Source organism: Zunongwangia pacifica (assembly GCF_023499215.1).
Taxonomy (GTDB): domain Bacteria; phylum Bacteroidota; class Bacteroidia; order Flavobacteriales; family Flavobacteriaceae; genus Zunongwangia; species Zunongwangia pacifica.
Window position 1 is genome coordinate 94,942 of sequence record NZ_JAKHSK010000002.1, and the last position, 23,329, is coordinate 118,270.

General features: G+C 41.6%; 16 protein-coding genes and 1 pseudogene. 2 read left to right on the forward strand and 15 right to left on the reverse strand.

The window, feature by feature from the left end:
- Positions 1-13: 13 nt before the first annotated feature.
- From L1967_RS01800 to L1967_RS01820, 5 genes are read right to left on the reverse strand one after another with little or no spacing between them, the layout of a single operon-like run.
- The gene (locus tag L1967_RS01800) at positions 14-904 is read right to left on the reverse strand and encodes a creatininase family protein (protein WP_249600004.1); all 891 of its coding nucleotides are present in this window, start codon (positions 902-904) and stop codon (positions 14-16) included.
- Entirely contained in the window at positions 885-1,892 is a 1,008-nt protein-coding gene (locus L1967_RS01805) for an aldo/keto reductase (RefSeq protein WP_249600005.1), read from the reverse strand. The genes L1967_RS01800 and L1967_RS01805 overlap by 20 nt, the downstream gene beginning before the upstream one ends.
- 33 nt (positions 1,893-1,925) lie before the next feature.
- Positions 1,926-3,041 carry a Gfo/Idh/MocA family protein gene (locus tag L1967_RS01810; protein WP_249600006.1) on the reverse strand — a complete coding sequence of 372 codons (1,116 nt, stop codon included), beginning with the start codon at positions 3,039-3,041 and terminating at the stop codon, positions 1,926-1,928.
- A 38-nt stretch (positions 3,042-3,079) separates the two neighbouring features.
- Positions 3,080-3,901 carry a sugar phosphate isomerase/epimerase family protein gene (locus L1967_RS01815; RefSeq protein WP_249600007.1) on the reverse strand — a complete coding sequence of 274 codons (822 nt, stop codon included), beginning with the start codon at positions 3,899-3,901 and terminating at the stop codon, positions 3,080-3,082.
- A gap of 37 nt (positions 3,902-3,938) precedes the next feature.
- Positions 3,939-4,763 (reverse strand): phytanoyl-CoA dioxygenase family protein, encoded by an 825-nt coding sequence (locus tag L1967_RS01820; RefSeq protein WP_249600008.1) that lies wholly within the window; start codon positions 4,761-4,763, stop codon positions 3,939-3,941.
- A gap of 210 nt (positions 4,764-4,973) precedes the next feature.
- On the opposite strand from L1967_RS01820, the gene L1967_RS01825 reads away from it, so the two are divergent.
- On the forward strand, positions 4,974-5,798 hold the full coding sequence (locus L1967_RS01825) for an AraC family transcriptional regulator (protein WP_262917404.1): 825 nt from the start codon (positions 4,974-4,976) through the stop codon (positions 5,796-5,798).
- Between the two features lie 132 nt (positions 5,799-5,930).
- Here L1967_RS01825 and L1967_RS01830 read toward each other — a convergent pair whose 3' ends face one another.
- Positions 5,931-7,565 (reverse strand): RagB/SusD family nutrient uptake outer membrane protein, encoded by a 1,635-nt coding sequence (locus tag L1967_RS01830; RefSeq protein ID WP_249600010.1) that lies wholly within the window; start codon positions 7,563-7,565, stop codon positions 5,931-5,933.
- Positions 7,566-7,582: 17 nt separating this feature from the next.
- Positions 7,583-9,739: a SusC/RagA family TonB-linked outer membrane protein gene (locus L1967_RS01835; RefSeq protein ID WP_249600011.1), complete on the reverse strand. Its 2,157-nt coding sequence runs from the start codon at positions 9,737-9,739 to the stop codon at positions 7,583-7,585.
- Positions 9,740-10,009: 270 nt separating this feature from the next.
- Here L1967_RS01835 and L1967_RS01840 point away from each other — a divergent pair.
- A pseudogene (locus tag L1967_RS01840) lies at positions 10,010-10,224 on the forward strand (IS1595-like element ISNia2 family transposase); the annotation flags it as partial.
- A gap of 35 nt (positions 10,225-10,259) precedes the next feature.
- Here L1967_RS01840 and L1967_RS01845 read toward each other — a convergent pair.
- From L1967_RS01845 to L1967_RS01880, 8 genes are all read right to left on the reverse strand, one after another.
- Positions 10,260-11,489: an MFS transporter gene (locus tag L1967_RS01845; RefSeq protein WP_249600012.1), complete on the reverse strand. Its 1,230-nt coding sequence runs from the start codon at positions 11,487-11,489 to the stop codon at positions 10,260-10,262.
- An 88-nt stretch (positions 11,490-11,577) separates the two neighbouring features.
- Positions 11,578-13,752 carry an outer membrane protein assembly factor BamB family protein gene (locus L1967_RS01850; RefSeq protein ID WP_262917402.1) on the reverse strand — a complete coding sequence of 725 codons (2,175 nt, stop codon included), beginning with the start codon at positions 13,750-13,752 and terminating at the stop codon, positions 11,578-11,580.
- Positions 13,753-13,879: 127 nt separating this feature from the next.
- Positions 13,880-15,940, reverse strand: a complete 2,061-nt coding sequence (locus L1967_RS01855) for a TonB-dependent receptor (protein ID WP_249600014.1) — start codon at positions 15,938-15,940, stop codon at positions 13,880-13,882.
- 66 nt (positions 15,941-16,006) lie between these two features.
- Positions 16,007-18,163 (reverse strand): outer membrane protein assembly factor BamB family protein, encoded by a 2,157-nt coding sequence (locus L1967_RS01860; RefSeq protein ID WP_249600015.1) that lies wholly within the window; start codon positions 18,161-18,163, stop codon positions 16,007-16,009.
- Between the two features lie 89 nt (positions 18,164-18,252).
- Positions 18,253-18,834, reverse strand: coding sequence for a gluconate 2-dehydrogenase subunit 3 family protein (locus L1967_RS01865; protein WP_249600016.1), 582 nt, complete (start codon positions 18,832-18,834; stop codon positions 18,253-18,255).
- A 51-nt stretch (positions 18,835-18,885) separates the two neighbouring features.
- Entirely contained in the window at positions 18,886-20,655 is a 1,770-nt protein-coding gene (locus tag L1967_RS01870; protein WP_249600017.1) for a ThuA domain-containing protein, read from the reverse strand.
- Positions 20,656-20,671: 16 nt separating this feature from the next.
- Positions 20,672-22,405, reverse strand: a complete 1,734-nt coding sequence (locus L1967_RS01875) for a GMC oxidoreductase (RefSeq protein WP_249600018.1) — start codon at positions 22,403-22,405, stop codon at positions 20,672-20,674.
- Positions 22,399-23,307, reverse strand: a complete 909-nt coding sequence (locus L1967_RS01880; protein ID WP_249600019.1) for a sugar phosphate isomerase/epimerase family protein — start codon at positions 23,305-23,307, stop codon at positions 22,399-22,401. Before L1967_RS01880 ends, L1967_RS01875 begins: the two co-directional genes overlap by 7 nt.
- Positions 23,308-23,329: the final 22 nt, after the last annotated feature.

Genomic DNA, 23,329 nt, shown 5'->3' on the forward strand with positions numbered 1-23,329 from the left:
TGAATCCTTCATTTCATAGAGATGGCACCCATCTTTCGTACTTTTTCCACCTGGATCCTTCTCCCGCTGGATTTTGTCCCTTATGAAGATTCCAGGTAGTCCAATCCCTTTGTTCCCTTGCGATTTTTTTCCAAAGCTCTTCTATCTGTTCAAAATCAATAGTTTTTACAGGTGCCTTTTTATCAATTGATCTAATTAGATTACCTGCTATTCTACAGGTTTCGTTGATACAGGAATTAATAATCTTTTTCCCTAACTCCGGAGAAGCTTCGGAAGCATCAGTTCCCAGGGCGAACCTTCCAAGAGTTTCATCTTTGAACTGCCTTGAAATTTTGGACATATCTATAAGGTCTGGCCTAATGTACATCAATTGAGATATTTCATATTTACCTGCATGATCTCCTTCATATTTTTCCTTCACTAATTCCGGATCTGCTCTTATCTCGACCTTCATATTATAATGCTCCATAAATGTAGATGCAACCAATCTTAGATCTTCCTGATTTCCACCGGCATGCCCACTTATTACGATTACTGCTTTAAATCCCGCATTGTTAAATGCCCGAAGCTGATAAAGAAATAAATGCAATAAGATATTGGGAGGAATGGAGGCCATATAAGGATTTACCTCACCTACGACTTCTTCCAGCCACGGTGCATGATATCCCGTTTCATGAATATGATATCCCTGAGTGGGTGCTATGATCCCTCCGGCTTCTTGCGCTGCAACTTCACAAATATATTCTGCTTTGATGGTATCCAGTCCAAAAGCTGAAATGTGCCCATGTGGTTCACAGAGTCCCATAGGCAGATATACCAAAGGACAATTATTTTGCCTTTCGAGAAATTCATCAGGCAATAATTCCATCCATTTTACTTTAGAATTATTCCTGATATATTCCATCTGACCAGTACACTTTATTAAATAAATTTTTTAACCATCTGTGATGCATCCTTATCTCCTGAAAAACAGATTCCGGTAAAGGCTCCTCCTGAAGAACTGCGATATTCTCATTTGCGTATTTCTCAATATGCATAGATATCAAGGCCGAAGTTACCCCCGGATGTGCCAGTACAAATTTTATAGCAAGTGAAGTTAAATTGGAGGCATATGTAGGAATATATTGCTCAAGAGCTTTTACTCTCTCAATATATTCTTCCCTTATTTCTTTTGAAAAAAGTACTTTCCTCAAGTCTCCGTCTTCAAACTTCATTTCGGGTGTCAAAAATCCACTAAGCCCTCCCTGATCGAGAACACAACGAGCCAATACTGCTATTTTTTTCTCCTGACACAGTGGAATCAAACTATCAAAAGCATAGGGATCAAAAATATTCACAATGGTTTGTATAGAGTCAACTAAGCCACTACTGGCCATTACCAGAGCATTTTCGTGGCGGTGATCGGGAATGGAAATACCAATATGATCTATTTTACCACATTCTTTCAGTTCTTGAAGTTCTTCCATCCAATATCCATCCAGTCCCCAATTAGCCCAATATAGATGTAACTGCATAAGATCTACCTTTTCGAGTTGCAATTGCCTCAAGCTTTCCTCTGCACTTTTAGTTACCCATCCTTTGGGAAAAACCTCGTTAACATCCCGAGGCATTCCCCATCGGAGCATGCCGGGCCCTCTTGATTGGATTTTGGTAGATATAAAAGGTTTTTCTCCTTCATATTGTTTTAATACTTTTCCTACAATGTGTTCTGAATCTCCATAATCCCTTGCTGTGTCAATAAAATTAATTCCTTTATTTAAACAATTTACAACAGACCGAATAAGGTCCTGTTCAGAACATTTTTCAAATATTCCTGATAAACCCCAGGCTCCAAAACAAAGTTCAGACACCTGCTTATCAGAATTAATAAATCTGGTTCTATTTGAATTCATACATTTTTTAATCGTTATTGGGTGCATAGGTTTTTAACTTATCTTGTTAACCTTTCCCGGCACTATAATTTTATTTTTATTTGCGCTTTCCAGAGCACCAAAACATAGTCTTAAGCTATTTAAATTGTCTTCTGCACTATTAAGTGGCTCCCTGTCTTCTTCAATTGCGCATAATAATTCTCCCATTGTACCTTTAAATCCATTCTCAAACCAGGAGCCTTCAAGAGGTATCTTCACCGCACCACCTTCCACATAAAGCTCAATTAGAGGTTGGTCGTTTAAACCCGGCCCCCTACTCCTGATAGTTCCTTTGGTGCCAACTATAGTGGTGACATCTTCTTCTCCCAGAACCGTATGAGCATTAAAGGCCATCCTTACCTGGGATTGTTCATAATTAATTATACAGGAAGCAAGAGCAGGAGGAGAATACTGCTGCTCATCATATTTCACAACTGAAGCATAGACATTTTTCGGTGTGTATTTCTTCATGAAGGAGGCCGTAATATCGAACCAATGAATAGCAAAATCAAAGAGAACCATGTGGTGGATATTTTCAAACGCAGGATTCCCTGTGATCCAGGTTTGATCCCACTGCAGGGAAAAATCCACCGAAACCGGTCTTCCAATAATACCGGCATCTATTGCCTCTCGCATATAGCTAAAATGTGGTGCCCACCTTCCATTTTGGTTTACAGCAATTTTTACATTGTTTTCCTTTGCCAACTTCACCAACTCTTCTCCTTCTTTAAGATCGAGTACAAATGGCTTCTGACTTAAAACATGTTTTTTTGATCGGAGAGCTTCTTTTAGAATGGGTAATCTGTCCATAGGATGTGGCGTTATGTCCACCACCTCTATATCTTCCCTTTCCAGCAGCTTTTTATAATCTTCATAAACTTCGGCATCAGGATAGTATTTATCTCTTAATGCTGCTGCTTTTGAAGGAGTACGGTTTGAAATAGCCACTACCTTTAGGCCAAAAGCTTTATAATTTTTTAAATGATAATCGCTGATTCCACCAGTACCAATAAGGCCTATCTTTGGATTGTATGATTTAGGTTTTCGTGGTAAATAATTTAATTTGGGAGGTTTTATTTCTTTAGCTGACTTTTCAGCACTCAAACCATAGCCGTCGTTCTCTTTACTCATTTATATGATATGATTTTTTATTAGACAGAGGATATGCATCAACTTCTTAGCCCTACCTGCTGCATAAGTTCATTGGTAGCTTCGTAGGCTTCTTCTACCCATTCCACTATTTTTGAAGGGTCTGGGGAATATTCCAGTTCCAATGAAACAGAACCATTAAAATTCAGCTCTTTTATAGCTTGAAGATAAGGAGCGAATTTCACCACCCCTCTGCCCGGTGGAAGATCTCCATGTACCATCCCGTCACAATCACTAATGTGTACATGAGCAGCTTTTCCTTTAAGTAGGGATAGTTCTGCCGGAGAGGAATCCGCAAGCACCAAATGGCTTATGTCTATGTTGGCTTTAATGTTAGGCAGCCCGCATTCATCAATGAATTGTGCCATTTTAGGTACCGTGTTTAGCAGGCTAAGTCTGAATGGTTCCAGCTCCAGGGCTATTTCTATTCCATGTTCAGCAGCATATTCTCCAATATTCCTTACATGCTGTACTCCCCATTCCCATTGAGCCTCAGGAGGAATTACCTCTTTTTGCCAAATATATTCACCCAAAACTAACAGGACGTTATTGGCACCAAATTCTTTAGCAAGATCAACAGCCTTTTTCACTCTTTTTTCATGAAATTGTCTCACCGGTTCATTAAAATCTACAAGTCCGAATGCTATTACTACAACAGATACAATTGGAAGATCTTCTTTACTGCAAATATTTTTAATGAGATTTATTTCTTCCTGATCTATAGTCATTGGTTCGGGAAAAATATCAACTGTATCAAAGCCCATCCTGGCGATGTGCTCCAAACCTGTTTTAGTATCAACCCCTGCCTGAGCAAAGGCACTATTAATAATTCCTAATTTCATTGTTTTATAATTTTAAAATTTAAATTTCCATATCATTCTAATCCAGGCTTTTGGCACTCTTGTCTTCCGAAGAGAGATCGGCAAATTCGACCTCCGAATTTTCAGAATCCCTGGCTGCCACCTTCAGGATCATATCATCCTCCACCTTGTGGAGCTTAGTATAGGAAGGATGGTGGGATTCCTTGTATGGATTATTAGAAGCTTTGTTATAGGCGCATATCATTGTCCAACGGGAATTCTCTGAATTATTGGCATCGGAAGCGTGCAGGGTGTTCGAATGGAAGAAGAGGGCGTCACCAGGTACCATTTCGCAGTATACCTTCTCCTGGATCTTGAGTGCTTCATCAACCCGCTCCATATCGGCACCGGCCTGATCCCCACTTAAAATATGATTTACACGACCCATTTTATGTGAACCAGGGATCACCTGAAGGCATCCGTTTTCTCTCGTTGCCTTATCTACAGCAATCATCACACTTAGAAGGTCTGGGAAGAGTAGCCCATTTTGATACCAATATCCATAATCCTGATGCCATGTCCAGGCGCCTCCTACCTTGGCATCCTTAAGCACAATCTTGGAGTGGTAATGGTATACTTCCCCTCCCAGGAGATCCTCTACCCGGTCCACCAATCTTTTGGACCGGGAAAACATCCCGTAAAGCCCGTTTCCGGGGTGGTTCCACAGAGAAAGGCGTACGGCATTTCCCTTTCCATCATCCATGGAAGAGGCAGCTTTGTTCAACTTTCGATCGTTATGCGCCTTCTTACTCAGGGCACCAATCTCCTCTTTTGAAAAGAGATTGCGCACAATGATATAGCCATCCTCTTCAAACTTTTTCTTTTCTTCGACAGTAATTTTCATGAGATTAATATTTTTACGAAAACGTTATATTGAATATTTTTTGTAAGTTAGTTTTTCTTCAAGTAAGATATATTTCATTTTTAATCAAAGAGTGATTATAATTTATTCAATATGATACAGGGACAAAAAATTATGGTAGAAGAACATAAAATAGAAGAAAACCATCAGGGATTCGTATTCCTTTATGACTCTAAAACACATAAAGTAGGAATGAGAAACCCTCACAGGCATAAGGAGCTCGAAATGAATATCATCATTAAAGGCTGTGCTGAATATATCCTGTCAGAGCAACGTTATAAATTAACTCCTGGAAATATTGTGTGGCTTTTTCCGGGGCAGGAACACCAATTAACTAAAACGGACTCCAATTTTGAGATGTATGTGGTGGTTTTTAAAGAAGACCTTTTTAAGAAAAATCAATATTTACAAGAAAAATATCATATGCTCTCAGAGCAAAATCCTGAAGGATCTTTTTGCCGACGTGTTTCACTTTCTTCAATTGAGAAATTAGAAAAAACCTGTCAATCCTTGTGTGAATTAAATAATAAAAATATTCTTTCTCCGGCTTATTACTATGCTGGCCAGGCATTCGGATATAAAGATAACTCGCCATATCTCCATTCAGATCCCATCTTATTAAATGCCGGTTTAACATATCTAATGACTGTTGGATGGCATATTTTCCTCACAGAAGGAGCAGAAGAAAAAAATAAAGCTTTAAACCCAGCTGTGGAAAAAGCGATAGCTTTATTGAAAGCTTTCCCTGAAGAAGATTTTGGATTAACTGATTTGGCCATTAAATGCGGAGTTAGTTCCTCCAGGTTGAGTAGATTATTTAATGAACAAATAGGCTCAAGTATTGTTGATTATAAAAACAAATTAAAACTGGAGCAGTTTTTGGATTGCATTAAACAAAATCCCAGTTTTAGCATAAGCGAAGCCTGTTATATGGTCGGATTCGGCAGCTACTCTCAATTCTATAAAATTTTCAAACATTCCTTTGGAATTTCTCCTAAAGCTTATTTTGCTGATTAAGAACAAATATGGGAAAAGAATCTCAGTCGAAAGTTTAATACTAAATAAAGAGCGGTGTAGAATTTCTACACCGCTCTTTATTTAGTACATGAAACTCAATGCGTCTCGAATCGGAAATCGTCAAGAAGAATACTAATACCCTCTGTTCTGGACTAAATTTGGATTGGTGTTCAGTTCCTGTTGTGGAATTGGGAATAAACTTCTAAATTCCCCATTTGGCTGATGGGAAAACCAAGATTTTTCGGTAAATATTCCAAAACGGATAAGATCCTGTCTGCGGCGGCCTTCCTGGCTGAATTCCCAGCCTAACTCGTCGAGAAATCTTCCGAACTGTATATCATCGCCACCTTCTTGAGTGTACATATCGTTAAATTCATCCCTTACTCCGTAGTCGTAAGTACTTCCCTCAAGCAATTCACTACCGGTTACCGTTGCTTTCTCAGGATTGTCGGTAAAGCTTCTTTCCCTTACATGAGTAACCAAAAGGGCCGCTTCATCAGGATTGCCCGTTCTAAGAAGAGCTTCGGCTTTCATCATCAGAACATCAGAATAACGCAATAAAGGGACATCATTACTCATGCTCTCCTGAAGTCCTTGCTTGTATTCGTATTTTGCAAGCCGATATCCTGAAGCTTCTGAAGAAGAATATATACTCGGAATATCATTCACAAAGACCAGAGGCTCTCCTTCCATATCCATAGTACCCATAAGAGGCTCTCCGTTAGAGGAATACTGTTGACCTTGAAGCCAATCTTTTGCCAGTCTCTCGTCGTCTTCATCATATGTATCAATAAACTGTGGAACGGCAGCAGAACCGCCCCATGGGGAAGTAGCAATGTTGAAGGTTGCCTGATTGGCGGGATGAAGGGAAATCAGGTGCATCATAAAACCATCGTCGTAACCTTCAGCATAGTTCTCATCATAAGGGATAGCAAAAATGATCTCTTCAGAATTTTGGTTTTCTGTAATAAAAGGATCTTCTGGGTTGGGATCAAGTGCGTAATTCCCTGATTCTATGATGGCACTGGTAGCGGAAATAACTCCATCCCAATTAGCTTCTCCGGTATAAACTTCTGCATTGAGGTACACCTTGGCCAATAAGGCATAAGCACCCCATTTATTAAAACGCCCGTACATGGTAAGATCAGATTCCTCTCTTAAATCAGGAAGGGCTTCGGTGATTTCCTGAACTATAAAATCGTAGGCTTCCTGACGGCTGCTCTGTTCAGGAAGGAATCCTTCCGGCAGATCAAACTGCTCAACAATGGGTACACTCCCAAAGGCATCTATCAAAACATAATAATAAGATGCCCTAAGCACTTTAAGTTCTGCAATAAGAGCCTCTTTTCCTTCTTCCATTGGAATGATATCAGACTCGATCTGATATAGGATTCTGTTAGTATTGGTAATTCCACCATATGCTGAGCTCCAAACAGTGTTAACATAAGCATCCTGAGTTGTCCATTGATGCAGGTGAGGTCTTCTGTAGAGCCCGTCGTCCACCCAACCGTTAGGACGGGCAGGAATAACCACTGCGTCGGCAGTAAGTTCCTGAAGGTAGAAAAGACCTGTCTCATTCATCATCAAAGTACGCCAGTTGGTGTAAGCAGGTCCTACCAAAGATGCCAAATCACTCTTCTCCGGAGTAAACTCCGAGGCAATGATATCTCCAAAATTCTCATCTTCAAGTTTAGTGCAGGAAACCAGTAAAAACATAATTCCCACAAAAAGAGTAAAACTTTTAAATATTATTCTATAATTTTTCATTTTAGCTTTTTTTTGAGTTAGAATTTCAGGTTAACTCCGATTGTCAAAGTACGGGTGCTAGGATATTTGTTTCGATCATCAATACCAGGTGCGAGTCCAATCCTGTTTACCTCCGGATCAATACCGGAATATCCGGTAATAGTGAAGGTATTCAAAGAGGAAACATAGACACGGGCACTTTTGATATATTTTATCCCGGTCGTACCCAAATTGTAACCTAATGTAATATTGTCAATTTTCCAGTAATCCCCGTCCTCAAGGTAATAACTGTTCGCCTCCTGTGGCACTGTTAATTTAGCCTTTCCAAATACCGGTTCATGAGCAGACTCCAGCTGATTGAATATTGTAAGGGTCGGGTTCTCATAGAAAAGACGTTGCGTGTTCATGATCTGAAAATCAAAGGCACCTCTCATGCTGATACTCAGATCCCAATTTTTATAACGGAAATTATTGTTCCAACCTGCAAAGTAAGTAGGCAAACCGTTACCGAGTATCTGCTTGTCTTCCTCTCTACGCTCGAACTCGTCATAAGGTACTCTTTCTCCTGATGGAGTTTCATAGATCCACTCTCCTTCTTCTGAAACATCAACTACTTTAAAACCAAAGTGATTTCCAATAGACTCTCCTACCTGGACCCTGTGACTTTGAAGACCTGCATCATCGTAGTGTCCAACATCGAAAAAATTGTTGGTAAGGGTATAAAGTTCATTCTGAAGGCTTACAAGCTTGTTCTGATTGGTGGAGAAATTCATACTCGTATTCCATTGGAAATCCTCTCCCTGAACAGGAATCACATTTACAATAGCCTCAAATCCCTTGTTCTCCATCTTACCCACATTCGCTGTGGTAATGTCGTAAAGGTTTGGAGGAGAAGGCACCGGATAATCGTAAAGGAGGCCGTTGGTTCTTCTTACATAGTAGTCCATACTACCACCCATTCTTCCGTTAAGGAAAGAGAAGTCAAGTCCGATATTGGTTTCATGTTTCTCTTCCCATCGAAGGTAAGGATTGGGGTTACTTACCGGCTGGAGGGCAGGCACCCATTCTCCGTTCTGAAAGAAGTAATCCGAGAAACCCAATCGTGCCACACCTAAAAAGGACGCCTCGGGTGCTGTACCTGTCACACCGTAACCGGCTCTTAGCTTAAGGTCATCTATGAAATTGAAATCTTCCATGAATTGTTCCCTGTTGATTCTCCATCCCACAGAAACTGCAGGAAAGCTGCCCCATGGCTCTTCTGCACCGAGGAACTTGGAAGAGGCTTCATGTCTAAAACTTCCCATAAAAAGATATTTGTTATCATAGTTATAGGTTACTCTCGAAAAGAATCCGATAAGGTTCCATGTAGATTTATAGCTGCTCATATTGGCACGACCTGCATTAAGGGCATCTCCCCAAGCCATATTGTGGTACGAAAAAACATCAGTTGGAAAATCATAGTTATCCATAAGGAAGCCTTCCGTTGATCCTTCCTGATAACTGTAGCCTCCAAGCACTGAAAACTTGTGTAAGTTGATTTTCTTATCGTAGGTAGCGGTTAGTTCTGTTAAAAAGTCTGTACCTGTACTAGTGTTCCGTGTTGCATAACCTCTTCTATTATCCCTAATATTGGAAATGTGGTTAAAGGTCTCAGAATAACCACTAATATTGTAGTGATTCTCCTGAGAAACAAGTCCTTTTATATGAAGATCCTCGATTGGAAAATAAGATACACTCGCATTGAGACGCGTAGTGGAATTGACATTTTCACCTTCTGATTCGTGGATCTGTGCAAGGGGGTTTTCATAATAGATGATGTCCGGTCTTTCATACCATGTCCCGTCCGGATTTTTGGTAGGCTCTGTCGGATTACGGCTAAGGGCATCTTGGTAGACTTCGGAAGCATCATATCCCTGGCTGTTACTGTATTTTCTGTACAGGATGCCCACATTGAATTTCAGTTTATCATCAAACATGTTATGATTAACGTCAATTCGTCCGTTCAGCCCGATCTGATTTGATTTTAGCATAATTCCTTCAAGAGATCGATAACCTGCCGTAGCGATATAATTTGTTTTTGCATTCCCTCCCCTAAAGGCAAGGTTGTGTACATGAGAAAAAGGAATACGTGTTATTTCGTCAAGCCAGTCTGTAGAAGCACCACGATCAGAAAAAGGCACTCCTTCCCCTATCAATCGGGTATGGTAACCAATAACTCTTTATGGTTTTTTATCTTTTCTGATTGGGGCCATTTTCATTTCCCTGTTTACAAGGATCAATAAAAAGTGTGATCTTCTCTAAAACCACCCTTTCATAGAAAAATTTAAAATGCTTATCCATTTAACTACCTAAATTTACATGAATAAGGGGGATAGGAACAGGAGTGCCCAAAGGCGCTCATGTGTTATCCTATGATTACCAATCTTACAAAAAAACAGCGGCACCATTGAACATACAGCCACAAAGTAGACAAGGCCAATGTAAATAAAATACTGCCATAGTCCACAAAGCAATCAGCAATGCAAAGCGATTACTTTTGGACATCCATCACAGAATAGATGATAACTTTCAAAACTACTTCAATGAATTTTGCTATAAGTTTAATGGAAGGTACTTTGGTCAACAAACTTTAGAACGCTTCTTAGTTGCAGGGACGACAAAAAGATGGAACGAATTATAGGTGCCTTTAGGGATAAGCATTAAATTTAATAATAGCTACTCCGCTACCATTTCTTTTGTTCTCTTGGAATTCTTCTGCCAAATAAACAGGATGATGAAGAGCACGATCAAAATTGCAGGGAAGGAGATCATTTTTTCCAAAGTTTCCTGACCAGCTGCCAATTCCAGTTCAGTTTCCGTGAGTCCTTGACTTTTATAATCTGTAATAGAGCCATCAATCCAGCTTCCTATAATGGGCTGAAAAATAGCTGTAGAGAACATGCCTACTGCACCAATAATAGACATGCCCAAGGCGCTGCTTAAAGGAACCCGCTGTGCGACAGCCCCAACCATAACCGGCCAGAAATAAGCATACCCAATGGCATAAACAATGGCTGCCACATATGCCATAGGACCAGTTATTACACTGAACATATAAATACCTATTGCCGCAAAAATCGCACCTCCAAGCAAAACCCCGGTTTGACCTAATTTAGCCACAACAGGCCCGGCAAAAAACCTGAGCACGGCCACTAATCCAGCGGTAAGGGCTAAGATCAGCATAGGGTCTGCTCCACTGCTTCCCAGAATAATTTCTATCCATTGACCAGGTCCAAACTCTGTGATCGCAGTAAGGGCCATACAGACTATTAAGAATATATATAACGGGCTGAGCATCGCTTTAAAGTTTGACGCAATAGAAGTAGCTCCCTCCACTTTTGGTTTCGGAAAGGCTTTTCCAAAAAATAAAAAGGCATAAATAATGGCTGGTATCATAATGAACCACATTTGTGCTTCCCAGGAGAAATTAAAATCTGTCATGAACTTTGAGATAAGGGCACCAAGAAAAATTCCTCCCGGAAACCACATATGGAACCTGTTCAGCATTTTATTCATTTTCACTCCTGAGTACATATCTGCAATCATGGGATTACAGGCAGCTTCGGTACATCCGTTACCAATACCGATTAAAAGAGTGGAAATTAGCAAAGCTGTATATCCTCCCGCGTATATAGTAAGTATTATACCCAAAGTATGAGCTATAAAAGCTACTGTCATAATAGTTTTAGGACCAACAATGTGATAAACCAATCCCCCGATGACCATGGAAAGAGGGAATCCCAGGAACCACATGGAATTTATAAATCCGAGTTGTTCGGCAGATAGACCAAATTCCGCACCTAGTTGAGGTAATATTCCTGCCCTTATAGAAAAGGTAAAGCCGGTGGTGATGAGGGCAAAGCAACTCCCCCAGAAGAGGGCGTTCTTGTTTAATGTTTTATTCATGATTTCTGGTTTAGAAGATTTAGTTGTTGTTAAAAGACGTTAATACAAATATTAAATTTAGTCAAGACAATTATTTAGCTGAAAAATCCTAATCATCTTCTGAATTTCCATTTTCTTCATTTCTTTTTGGCAAGGCGAAAGCTACATAGCTGTCTCCCCCTTCGGCATCGAGTTTGCTACCTCCGCAGGCGATGACTACGTACTGCTTTCCGTCTACTTCATAGGTACTCGGCGTGGCGAAACCGGCAGCAGGAAGTTCGGTTTCCCAAAGCTGCTCTCCTGTTTTCTTATCGTAAACCCTGAACTTTTTATCCTTAGTGGCCGCGATAAAGAGCAGGCCACTTGCCGTTACGACGGGACCGCCATAACTTTCTGCACCAGTTACGGGGTAACCCTGCTCCATAAGCTCAGGGTAAGTTCCAAAAGGTACTGTCCAAACATACTCCCCTGTATTCAGATCAATCGCATTCAAGGTACCCCAGGGTGGACGAATGGCAGGATAGCCATTACTGTCAAGAAATTTGCCGAATTTGTTGATGGTGTAGGTCACATTCAGACTGGAATCTGCCAATCCAGGTTCTTTGGAAAAATCTACTTCCTCCTCATCTCCGTAAATGTAAGCTAGAAGAGCGTCCATTTCTTCATCAGAAAAATTTTTAAAAGCCGGCATCATGTTTTTTCCGTGTTCAATAATATTTGCTACATAATCCTTATCCCTGGAATCGGCAATATCAACCAAGGAGGGAAAACCACTCGCACTGTTTCCCTCAAGGTCGGATCCATGACAGGCAACGCAGTTAAGCGTGTAAAGTCGCTGCCCCTCCGAAAGGCTTGACAGCTCCTCTTCGGAAGCAGAAGGTCCCAATCCAATGTTCCAGGCCATTTCACTGCTGTTCACATATAGGATACCATCTGGATCGGCTGCAGCACCTCCCCATTCTGCCCCACCATCGAGTCCGGGATAAACAAGGGTTCCTTCAGCGCTAAGAGGTGTAAAAGGGCCGTCTAGATTACTCTCTCGAAGAATCCGGAGCAACTCTTCCTTGTTCTCTGCATAAGGACTCAAATCCTCCTCGGTAATAGTATGTCTTGCAAAAGGTTCCGGCTTAGTGGGAAATGGCTGTGTAGGCCAGGTATTTTCGCCGGGGATATCGGATGCGGGAACAGGGGTTTCTTTAATTGGGAACAAGGGTTTCCCTGTTTCCCTGTTAAATAAAAATACAAAGCCCTGTTTTGTCACCTGTGCTACGGCATCCACTTTTTTACCCTCATGCGTTACGGTTACCAGGTTTGGTGGTGCAGGTGGATCACGGTCAAGCATGTCATGATGAACAAACTGATAATGCCAGATACGTTCTCCAGTAGCAGCATCGAGTGCCAGCAAGGTGCTGGCAAAGAGATTTTTACCAGCGCGGTTACTCCCGTAAAAATCATAAGCAGCTGAGCCGGTAGGAGCATATACTATACCTCTTTTTTTATCTATGGCCATACCTGCCCAGTTATTGGCACCGCCCACTTCCGTATTCCGGTGAGTATTTTCCGGCCAGGTGTTGTAACCAAACTCCCCGGGTTGAGGGATGGTATGGAATACCCACTCCAGCTCTCCTGTCCTTATATTGAAGGCCTGTATGTGACCTAAAGCGGCATCCGTCCCTTCAGAAACCCTCAGAGGCATAATAATAATATCTTTGTACACCGTACCGGGAGTATTGGAAATAACCATTTTGTTTTTGGCTGTTTCGCCAAGTCCAGATTTGAGGCTAACACGTCCGTCTTCTCCGAAAGAGGTAATGTCTTCGCCCGTTTCGGCTTTCACTGCGTACAGCCATTCTCCGTGGGTGTAGAGGATGCGCGTGTCATCTCCGTCTTCCCAGTACACGAGTCCGCGGCTGGTATTGAATTGGTCGAGGCTGTCGGTATCTTTTCTCCATAATTTCTCCCCAGTGGCGGCATTTAGGGCAAAAGGTTCTGTGGTAGCGGTCATACTGTAAAGAACGCCATCAATAATTAAGGGATTACTCTGGATCTGTCCTGTGTCCAATGTGCTGTACTTCCAGACCACCTCCAGCTGACTGACATTTGTGCAGTTAATCTCTTTCAGAGTTGAATAGTGGTTCCTGCCGGGACCCCCAAGATATTCGCTCCAATCGCTGCCGGACCAGGAGAGGGCTGTGGCACCATTGGACTCTTCAGATTCGGCGCACGACTGTAATATTCCAAGGAGAATAGCAATTAATACTAGCGGGATAATTATTCGTCTCATTTAATTATGTCTCTAATTATTGATCTATTTTATATTGTCTTTCTTCAATATTTTATAATATTTTCTGAATCTTCAGTTAATTTCTGCTGCTCTAACATAAGCTTTTCACACTGCTTTTTTTTATGGATTACAGCCCAAAAGTGATTCCAGCAAAATAATTTTTATCGGGTGCTGCATTGAAAAAACGGTTTCCAAATGCATTGATATCATTTCCCAGACTATATTTTTCGTTCAGGAGGTTGTCCACTCCCGCATATATCTCCAGCCTGTGCTCATTATTTACCACTGCTCTCCACATCAACTTAGCCTGTACCAGATGGTAGCTATCGGCATAGACGCTGTTGGCGTTATTCAAAGGAATTTCATCTGTGAAATTATGCTGTGCAGTAAAGGTAAGCGAGTGCGGTAAACGGAGCTCTATTCCTGTTACCAGCACGTTGCGCGGCACGCCGGTAAGTCGGTTTCCCGAATAATCATCTTGCTCCTGAATATAATTCCTAAATTCAAACTGATTGTGGGTATAACTGTTGGTCACTCTCAATCCCTGTATAATTCCATCGCCACCTGGTTCTAAAAACCAATAAGAAATCAACGATTCAAACCCCAGTTGATCTGTGCCTCCTGCGTTGGTAAAAAACTCTTCACCATCCTGATCCAAACGTCTTACGATGGCTTCCTCCATCTTATAAAAGTAAATGGAAGCATCCATCTGTAACCTATTGTTCCTGCTCATATAACGGAATCCCGTTTCATAGTTCCAGCCTGTTTCCGCCTGCAGGTCAGTGTTAACGATTTGGTTGGAAGGACGAATCTCTGCCGTGGTCGGGGGAGAATAGCCACGGCTAACGGATGCTCTCCAGGCTAGGTTTGAATTAAGCAAATAGGAAAGGCTCAAACGTGGCATCCATTGAGGAGAAAAACCATTTTCCCCGGAAGGAGCTGTACCGGCGGAAAGCGCTTCAAAATTGTACTTATAGAAATTAAGGCTAACAGCAGCTTCTGCGGTAAACCTGTCGTAGAAATTAGCCGTAAAGCTGGTAAAATAAAAATGGCTGTTGGTTTTGAACTCGTCTGCAGCCTGTAAAGCACCGCGAATGGCGTTGCCTTCGTTGTCATAATTGACAATTTCATGATGGGACTGCTGCCATTCCAGCCCAAGGTTCCATTTCCAGTTGGTGGCTTCTACTCCGGTGTCTTCCCAGGTAAGCTCCAAATAGGTACGCCCTCCAAAGTTCCTTTCATCCCGCACCTCATAATTAGTGATAAATGGATTTTCAAAATCTGTCAGGGAACCAAATACTGAAGCTACGTGACGCAGATTACTGCCAAAATGTGCTTCATGTGAAATTCCCCCAAACAAGGTCTTATTAAATATTCCTGCCTGTTGTTCGACTGCTCCCGGATTAGGTCCTGCAGCCTGTCTTGCCTGTCGCGGATCTTCGGCATACTGTTGTTCATTTAATCCTCCCGGAGTTTCATATTGCAGATCGGCATAAAAAGCGAAAAGTTCTAATTCGTTGCCGGGACTATAGTTCCATTGCTCTGCAGCCTGAATATAATGCCTGCGCATTGCAGAATTTTCACGATACCCGTCTGAGCGGAGGTAAGCCTGATCTAAATTAAACTGCGATTCTTCTCCCTGGAACTGTAAGGAAGCGTTTTGGTGCAACATACCATATGAACCACCGCTTAGACCGAGTTCCAAACCCGAATGATCCTGTTGACTTCCAACTGGATCTATGAGCACCACCCCACCGGAATTCGCGCCGAAAAGGCTTCCGTCCGGTCCTTTTAGAACTTCAATTCTGTTTATGCTCCTGGTATCCACAAGGTTAAGATAGGTATTTCCACCGGCATCGGTCAGTGGAAATTCATCCATATAAATTTTAACATTCCGGACACCCCAGGGAGAGCGAAGTAAGCTTCCACGGAGGGAAAGCCGATAACTTCCCGGTGAGCGCTCTTCCATCCTCACTCCCGGAAGAGAATTTAAGGCAGGAAGCAATGTTTCATCTGCCTCACTCCTCAACCGGTTCACATTTATAATTCCCACTGAGGTGGGAGTGTGCAACAAAGGTTGTGTAGAAAGATAGCCCTTTACCACCGCTTCTTTAAGCTCCAAAATAGTATCTCTGGGGGCAACCTGACTCAGGAGGCTGGATGAAAAAAGAAATAGAATTATTTTCATCAAAAAATTTTTAATTATAAAATTAAATCTGAAGTTGTGTCTAAGATTTATGGTTTCCATAATTTCTCATTCCCCAGCCATCAAATTTTCGGGAAGCGCGAAAGCGACATAGCTATCTCCACCGGCTGCTCCTAATTTAGTACCTCCACAAGCCACAACCACATATTGTCTGCCTTCAACTTCGTAGGTAGTTGGAGTGGCAAACGCTGCAGATGGGAGCTGTGCTTCCCACAGTAATTCTCCTGTGTCTTTATTATAGGCCCTGATCTTGGCATCCTTGGTACCTGCTATAAATAAAAGCCCGCTGGCTGTAACCACTGGTCCCCCATAACTTTCGGCTCCTGTTTGAGGTATTCCTTTTTCCATTAATTCGGGATATTCTCCGTAGGTGATTTTCCATAAATACTCCCCAGTGTTCAGATCAATAGCATTTAAAGTACCCCATGGTGGTCGTACTGCCGGAAAGCCATCGGCGTCAAGGAATTTATCATATCCGGAAATCTGATAAGGTATTTTGTCATTTTCTTTAGATTTACCCATTCCCGGTTCCTTTGACATCTCTTCTGCTATCTCCTCTTCGTTAACATAGGCTATCAAGGCATCCATCTCTTCTTCAGAGAATTTATTGAAGGCAGGCATCATTCCCTGACCGTGTTCAATAATATTTCTGATCTGCGCTTTATCCCGACGTGATTCGATGTTTACCAAGGAAGGGAACCCGCTTGCTGGGCTACCTGTTCGGTCTTCACCGTGGCACATCACACAATTCATGGTGTACAACCTTTGCCCAAAAGTTTGGCCGGCTAATTCTTCTTCAGTAATGGTAGGGTTTAAGGAAATACGCCACGCCATTTCATTGCTGTTAACATAGAGAATACCATTTGGATCAGCTGCTGCGCCTCCCCATTCCGCACCGCCGTCCAGCCCGGGATAAATAATTGTACCCTTTTCGCTAAGTGGAGTAAAAGGTCCTTCGGAACGGCTGTCCCTGAAGGTTTCGATGAGTTCTTCCCGATTGGAAGCAATGGGGCTGATGTCGTCTTCAGTAAAGGTCTGTCTAGCATAAGGAGCCGGTTTGGTAGGGAAAGGCTGGGTAGGCCAGGCTTCTTCCCCGGGAATATCTGAAGCAGGTATCGGCCGTTCCTCAATCGGGAATAAAGGTTCTCCTGTTTCCCTGTTAAATAAAAAAACAAAACCTTGCTTCGTTGTTTGAGCCACAGCATCAATTTTCTTTCCGTCATGGGTGACGGTAAGTAAGTTTGGAGGAGCAGGAAGATCCCGATCCAGAATGTCATGGTGTACGAACTGATAGTGCCAAATATGTTCACCGGTTTCGGCATCCAATGCAATCAAACTGTTAGCAAAAAGATTTTTGCCCCTGCGGTTCCCTCCGTAAAAATCAAAAGCAGCCGAACCTGTGGGTGCATAAATTATTCCGCGTTCAATATCTACCGCCATCCCTGCCCAATTGTTGGCACCTCCTATGAGTTTGTTTGTCCGAACATCTTCGGGCCAGGTATCAGCACCAAATTCTCCAGGTTTAGGAATAGTATTAAATACCCACTCCAAATCACCTGTTCTAATGTTAAAAGCCTGAATAAGTCCAAGGGCGGCACCTGCACCTTCGGATACTCTCAAGGGCATTACAATTATATCTTTATATATCGTACCTGGAGTATTGGAGATCACCATTCTATCCTGAGAAATATCTCCAAGACCTGCTTTTAAACTTACCCGTCCTCCTTCACCGAAGGATTCAACGGGATTTCCGGTAGCAGCTTCCACAGCATAAAGCCATGGACCGCTGGTATAAAGAATTCTTTTATCATTTCCATCTTCCCAGAAGGAAAGTCCTCGACTGGTACTGTAGCTATCCATGCCTTCGGATTCTTTTCTCCAAATAAGTTTTCCAGCAGCAGCATCTACAGCAAAGGGTTGGGTGGTAGCTGTCATTCCAAAGACCATTCCGTCCACCATTAAGGGGTTGCACTGAACCTGTCCGGTATCCTTCGTATGATACACCCACGCAACCTCCAACTGATCAACGTTTGAAGGGTTTATTTGCTTTAGGCTTGAATATTGATTACGTCCAGGGCCACCCAGATATTCTGTCCACTCACTGCCGGAACCAGTAAAGGTTTTGGAGTCGTTTTCAGAGGTACAAGCGGCAAGTCCTGCGATCAAAAACACAGCTATACAAAAAAGTTTTAAAAATAATTTCATCAATACTTTGTTATGAAAAATTTAATAGGTTAAATCGGATCTAAAATAACCTACAGTTTATCAATTTCGGATTTATGGAGAGAACTGTCTTATGCTATAGCCCAAGCCTTCTCGCCTTCTTCATAAGGTATACATGCCTTATAGCTTCCGGGAGTTTGAATATAATTAAGAGCCTGAGTGGCACCTACCTCGGAAGTGAAATATCCCAACAGCGTCAACTCCTTTAGCATGCGGTAAAAATGTTCAGGGTCTTCTGTTTTTTTTTGTCGATAATAAGTCTCCACTTCAAGTTCCAGAGTGTTTAGGTAATCCGTTCTCTCGTCCAGTTTTGCTTCTTCAAAAAAATGGCCATATTCAGCGGAAAAATTATTCTTCATTTTGTTCAAACCATTAACAAAAGTCTTCCGTTGTTCCTCATCATAACAGTCAGTAACCATAATGGCCATAAAACTTCCCACCTCCGCAGCTTTCGCACCCGGAGTATCAGTTGTAGGAATAATAACTTCTCCTATTTCATTCATAAATTCTATATCTTTTTCTGAAAACAAGCTTTTGTCACTTTGTGACTCCTTTTTCCGGTCCGACTGACAACCGGCAACAAAAGCCGAACCGCCAATCACAGTTCCTCCTAATAAAAGCGCTACATTCTTTAAAGCTTCCCTTCTTTTCATAATCTTTGTTTTCCAACTTGTATAATTAACTTCCTCTTCTATGTTGAACTCCTAATTTTCAATTCCTCTATAAGGTACATTTATATTGAGTTCCGTCTTCATTTGTTTCGGAACCGGCTTTCCCAAAGTCCAATGTACCGCATTCAGAATCAATCTCTGCATAGATATTTCGCTGAAATCCTCCGGATGTCCTAAGGTCGTCATAAAAAACTTCCCTCCGTAGGAATTTATACCTGTCCAGGCAACGGGATGATTAATTGCTTCCGGATCATCGGGATTAATTGGTTTTCCCATCAAGAGCCATTCTGAAGGTTTCAGCGGATAATCAGGCAGTACTGTATAAAGCCAGGATTTAGCAGGAAAATTCTCTTCTACTCCTGTTAATATTGGATGATCCTTTACTTCCGGAATAACGGAAACTTCCGTTGTAGATTCGTGACCGTAATGAGTATGACCTTTTTTCTCCCAACCCGGTGGCGAATTAAAAGCGAGTTCGCCAAAGGCATTCCATTTTTCCAGTTCATGACCTTCAGGATAATTAAAAGCATGAGTAGAGGTACGTAAGCCCATTACAGGCTTACCTGACTCCAGATAATTTTCTATGTATTTAATTTGTTCTGCAGGAAGTCTTCTCCAGCGTAAAAAAAATACCACCAGATCTGCCTTTTCAAGAATTTCTAGACCAGGGATGTTCTCCTCCGAATTTTGATCGGGAAAAGCTGTTAAAACTTTTGTACGAATGCCGTAATTTTTCTCCAGTTCCTTTGCTATTATAGGCATGGTAACTTCACCGCTATACTCATGATCTCCCAGAACAAATACCACCAATGGCTTTTCATCATGTAAAGGTTGTTGCATCATAAGATTATCAATGATCTGTTGCACTTCTGCTACCGGTCTATCTGCTATAAGATGTTGCTGACTACCTATAGGACTCCATGTATTACTACCATCATCCCGAATTATTATACTACCCGATTTTACTTTATAGTAAGGTTCAAGTCCCCTAACGGCAGCAAGCACCGCCGTCTGATCCCAACTCATTCTACCCGTAGAATCCTTTTTTTCCTGAGGAATACTTATCCTGTAAACATCTTTTACAGGATTATTATTAATACGCGAATTTTGAACCAGAGAAAGACCCGTCTTTATTTCGTTACCTATCTCAAACCCACTAAAGAGCAATGATCTACTCCAGTTCTCGAACACATACCTAGCGGATGCTACGTCTTCTTCTATATTAAACTCCAATCCGGACGGAAATTTTCCCGCCATACTAACCATTTTAAGAACCTTCTTATCTATAAGCTCTTTACCCGAAAGCGGAGAAAATCTATCTGCCGAAGATCGTAATAGCCCAGCAATATTTGTTAAGAATCCAACCGTAATCAAGGTAACGCTGTTATTGGGCTGATTTGCGAGGATTCTTCTATAAAGTTCTACTGCTCCCCGAACTCCTTTATTTTCCCATATATCGTGAGGATATCGTGAAATCAAAGTATCGCTCCACCCTTGTCGATCCTTTAGAAGCAAAGCATCACCTTTAGGAACTCCAATTGGGATATCTGGTTTATTGTAATAAGTATTCAGGACGTCCATTACTGCAGCAACACCTTCGTATTTTGTACTGGCAATGGTGGCGAGGATCTCTACCTCTCCATTATCTGAAAGGGCATGTAGTACAGCCAAAGCTCCCACATCATCATAATCAAAGCCCATATCGGAATCAAAGATCACGGGTACAGGTTTCATTCCCTGTCCGGCATGTAAAAGTGAAATGCTCATGATCAAAATAGTTATCAGGAAAATTTTTCTACTCATTCCAGTTTTTTTACAATTAAAAGTTTTGTTTCTTCAATTCATTTACAGCGTAATCTGCAGCCCTCGCTGTTAAAGCCATGTAAGTCAAAGATGGATTTTGACAGGCATTTGAGGTCATACAAGCACCATCTGTAACAAATACATTTTCTGCTCCCCAAACCTGGTTATGTGCATTTAAAACGGAGGTTTGAGAATCCCTTCCCATTCGGGCGGTACCCATCTCGTGAATTCCCAGCCCAGGTACCTGATGAGAATCGTTTGCTTCAATATTTGTAAATCCTGCAGTTTCAAGCATTTCAGCCCCGGTGCTAAGGATATCCTCCAACATTCTCATTTCGTTTTCTTTGAATTCAAAGTCAATCTTAATGATAGGCATACCCCATTCATCTACTTTATCTTTGGAAAGCGTAACTTTGTTGTCTTCATATGGCAAACATTCACCCATCCCCGTCATCCATAAATCCCAAACTCCTGGTTTTGTCAGAGCTTCTTTCAAGGGAGCCCCAAACGCAGCATCTGTTTCCTGTCCTCTCCTTCTGGAGCCTCCGGCAGCAAAGGCAAAGCCTCGTAGAAAATCTTCTTGGACATCATTACCCACGTTTCTAAACCTGGGTAAATAAACTCCGGTAGGTTTTCTGCCGAAATAATATTGATCCTGAAAACCATTATGTGAACCTCCCAAGGCACCACGGTAATTATGATCCATCAGGTAATGTCCAAGAGCTCCGCTGTCATTGCCCATTCCATTTGGAAATCTTTCCGAAGTGGAATTCAGAAGTATACTGGTGGTATTTATGGTTCCTGCATTCAGGAAAATAATTTTTGCATAATATTCCGACGTTTCCTTTGTAATAGTATCGATTACCCTTACTCCCGTGGCCTTTTGATTCTTCTCATCATAGATTACTGATTGTACGACCGCATGACTGCGGAGAGTAAGGTTATTTGTTGCCGCAGCAGCAGGAAGTGTAGAAGAGTTACTGCTGAAATAAGCTCCATAAGGACAGCCTCTGGCACAAAGATTTCTGTATTGACAAGGTGCTCTTCCAGGTAATTCCTTTGTTAAATTTGCAGTTCTTGAAGTAATGAGCATTCTATTGGAGTAATTATCTTCAATACTTTTTTTGAAATGTTTCTCCAAACAATTCATTTCCATCGGTGGCTGAAATTCTCCATCTGGTAAATGAGGAATACCATCTTTGTTACCGCTTATTCCCACAAATTTTTCCACATAAGAATACCAGGAAGCAATATCTTTATATCTTATAGGCCAATCTATGGCTATTCCTTCTTTCGCATTGGCCTCAAAATCCAAATCACTCCACCTTTGAGTCCAACGACCCCATATTAGGGATTTTCCTCCCACCTGATAACCACGTATCCAATGGAAAGGCTTCACCTGCTCGTATGGATGTTCCTTATCTTTAACAAAAAAATGTTCTGTCCCTTCATTGAATGCATAACAGCTGCTGACTACTGGATTTTCCTTTTGCACTTCAAGTGGCACTCTTCCTCTGTGGGGAAAATCCCATGGATTTTTCGTTGCTGTAGGATAATCCTTAACATGTTCAACGTTACGTCCCCTCTCCAGAACTAAGGTTTTCAACCCCTTTTCACAAAGTTCTTTTGCAGCCCAGCCACCGGTTATTCCTGAACCCACTACAATAGCATCGTAAGAATTTTTCTTTTCTGCTTTCAAGCTGAAATTTGGTGAACTTATATTTTCCTTTTTTTTCAAATCAGTTACCATCCAAAAATATTTTTTACATAGTTCCTACTCTCCTTCCATTCTTCTCTGACAGAACCCCGCGAAGGCTCTTCAAATGCAAGTTCAATCGCTGCCCGTCCATCAAAATCCACATCTTTAAGAACTTGGGCTATACCTGTAAAATCGGTCACACCCTGACCGACTGCCCGTGTCCAATTTCCATTCGCATCCTGATCTCGGATATGTAGATACACCATGCGATTACCATATTTTCTAATAAAGGCAATGGGATCCACACCTGCTCTTATTAACCAATTAATATCAGGACCAATTTTCAATTCCGGTACTCTTTCAATCGTTCCTTTAAAATCATACAGGTCATGTTCAACTTCAAAAGTGTGGTTATGAAGGTTTGGCTGAATTTTATATTTTTCAGAAAGCTTTAAAATCCTCTGTAACAAAATCCCTTGATCATCAAGCTCACTAGTAGTTTTCATACGTCCTGCATCACCAACCGTTATACCTAATGTTTTTCCATTCAGCTTATGAAGACGATCAAGGATTAAATCCAGATCTTCAAAAATTTCCTGATGCTGATCCTTATCCCACATATCCCCGTAATATGAGGTACCGGTAACCGGAATTTCATATTTATTGATTAATTCCCCGGCCAGTTCAATAATGTTATCATTTCGGAGATTGGATTCCATGAATTCCATGCCCTCCAAGCCGGCAGCCTGAAAATCTGCAAAAGCCTGTTCAAGAATAGGCGTGCAGTCCCAGTCAGGAGGAAATCTGCTTGCATAAACCCACACATGACCACTAAGAGGCACTTTTCTCGAAGGGCTTTCAAGCATTCCATATGTCACTTTATTATTCAATAGTACTATCCCAAGGCAAGAAACACCTTTGATAAAACCCCTTCGGGAATTGTTATACGACATTTTGCGCTGTTTAATATTCACT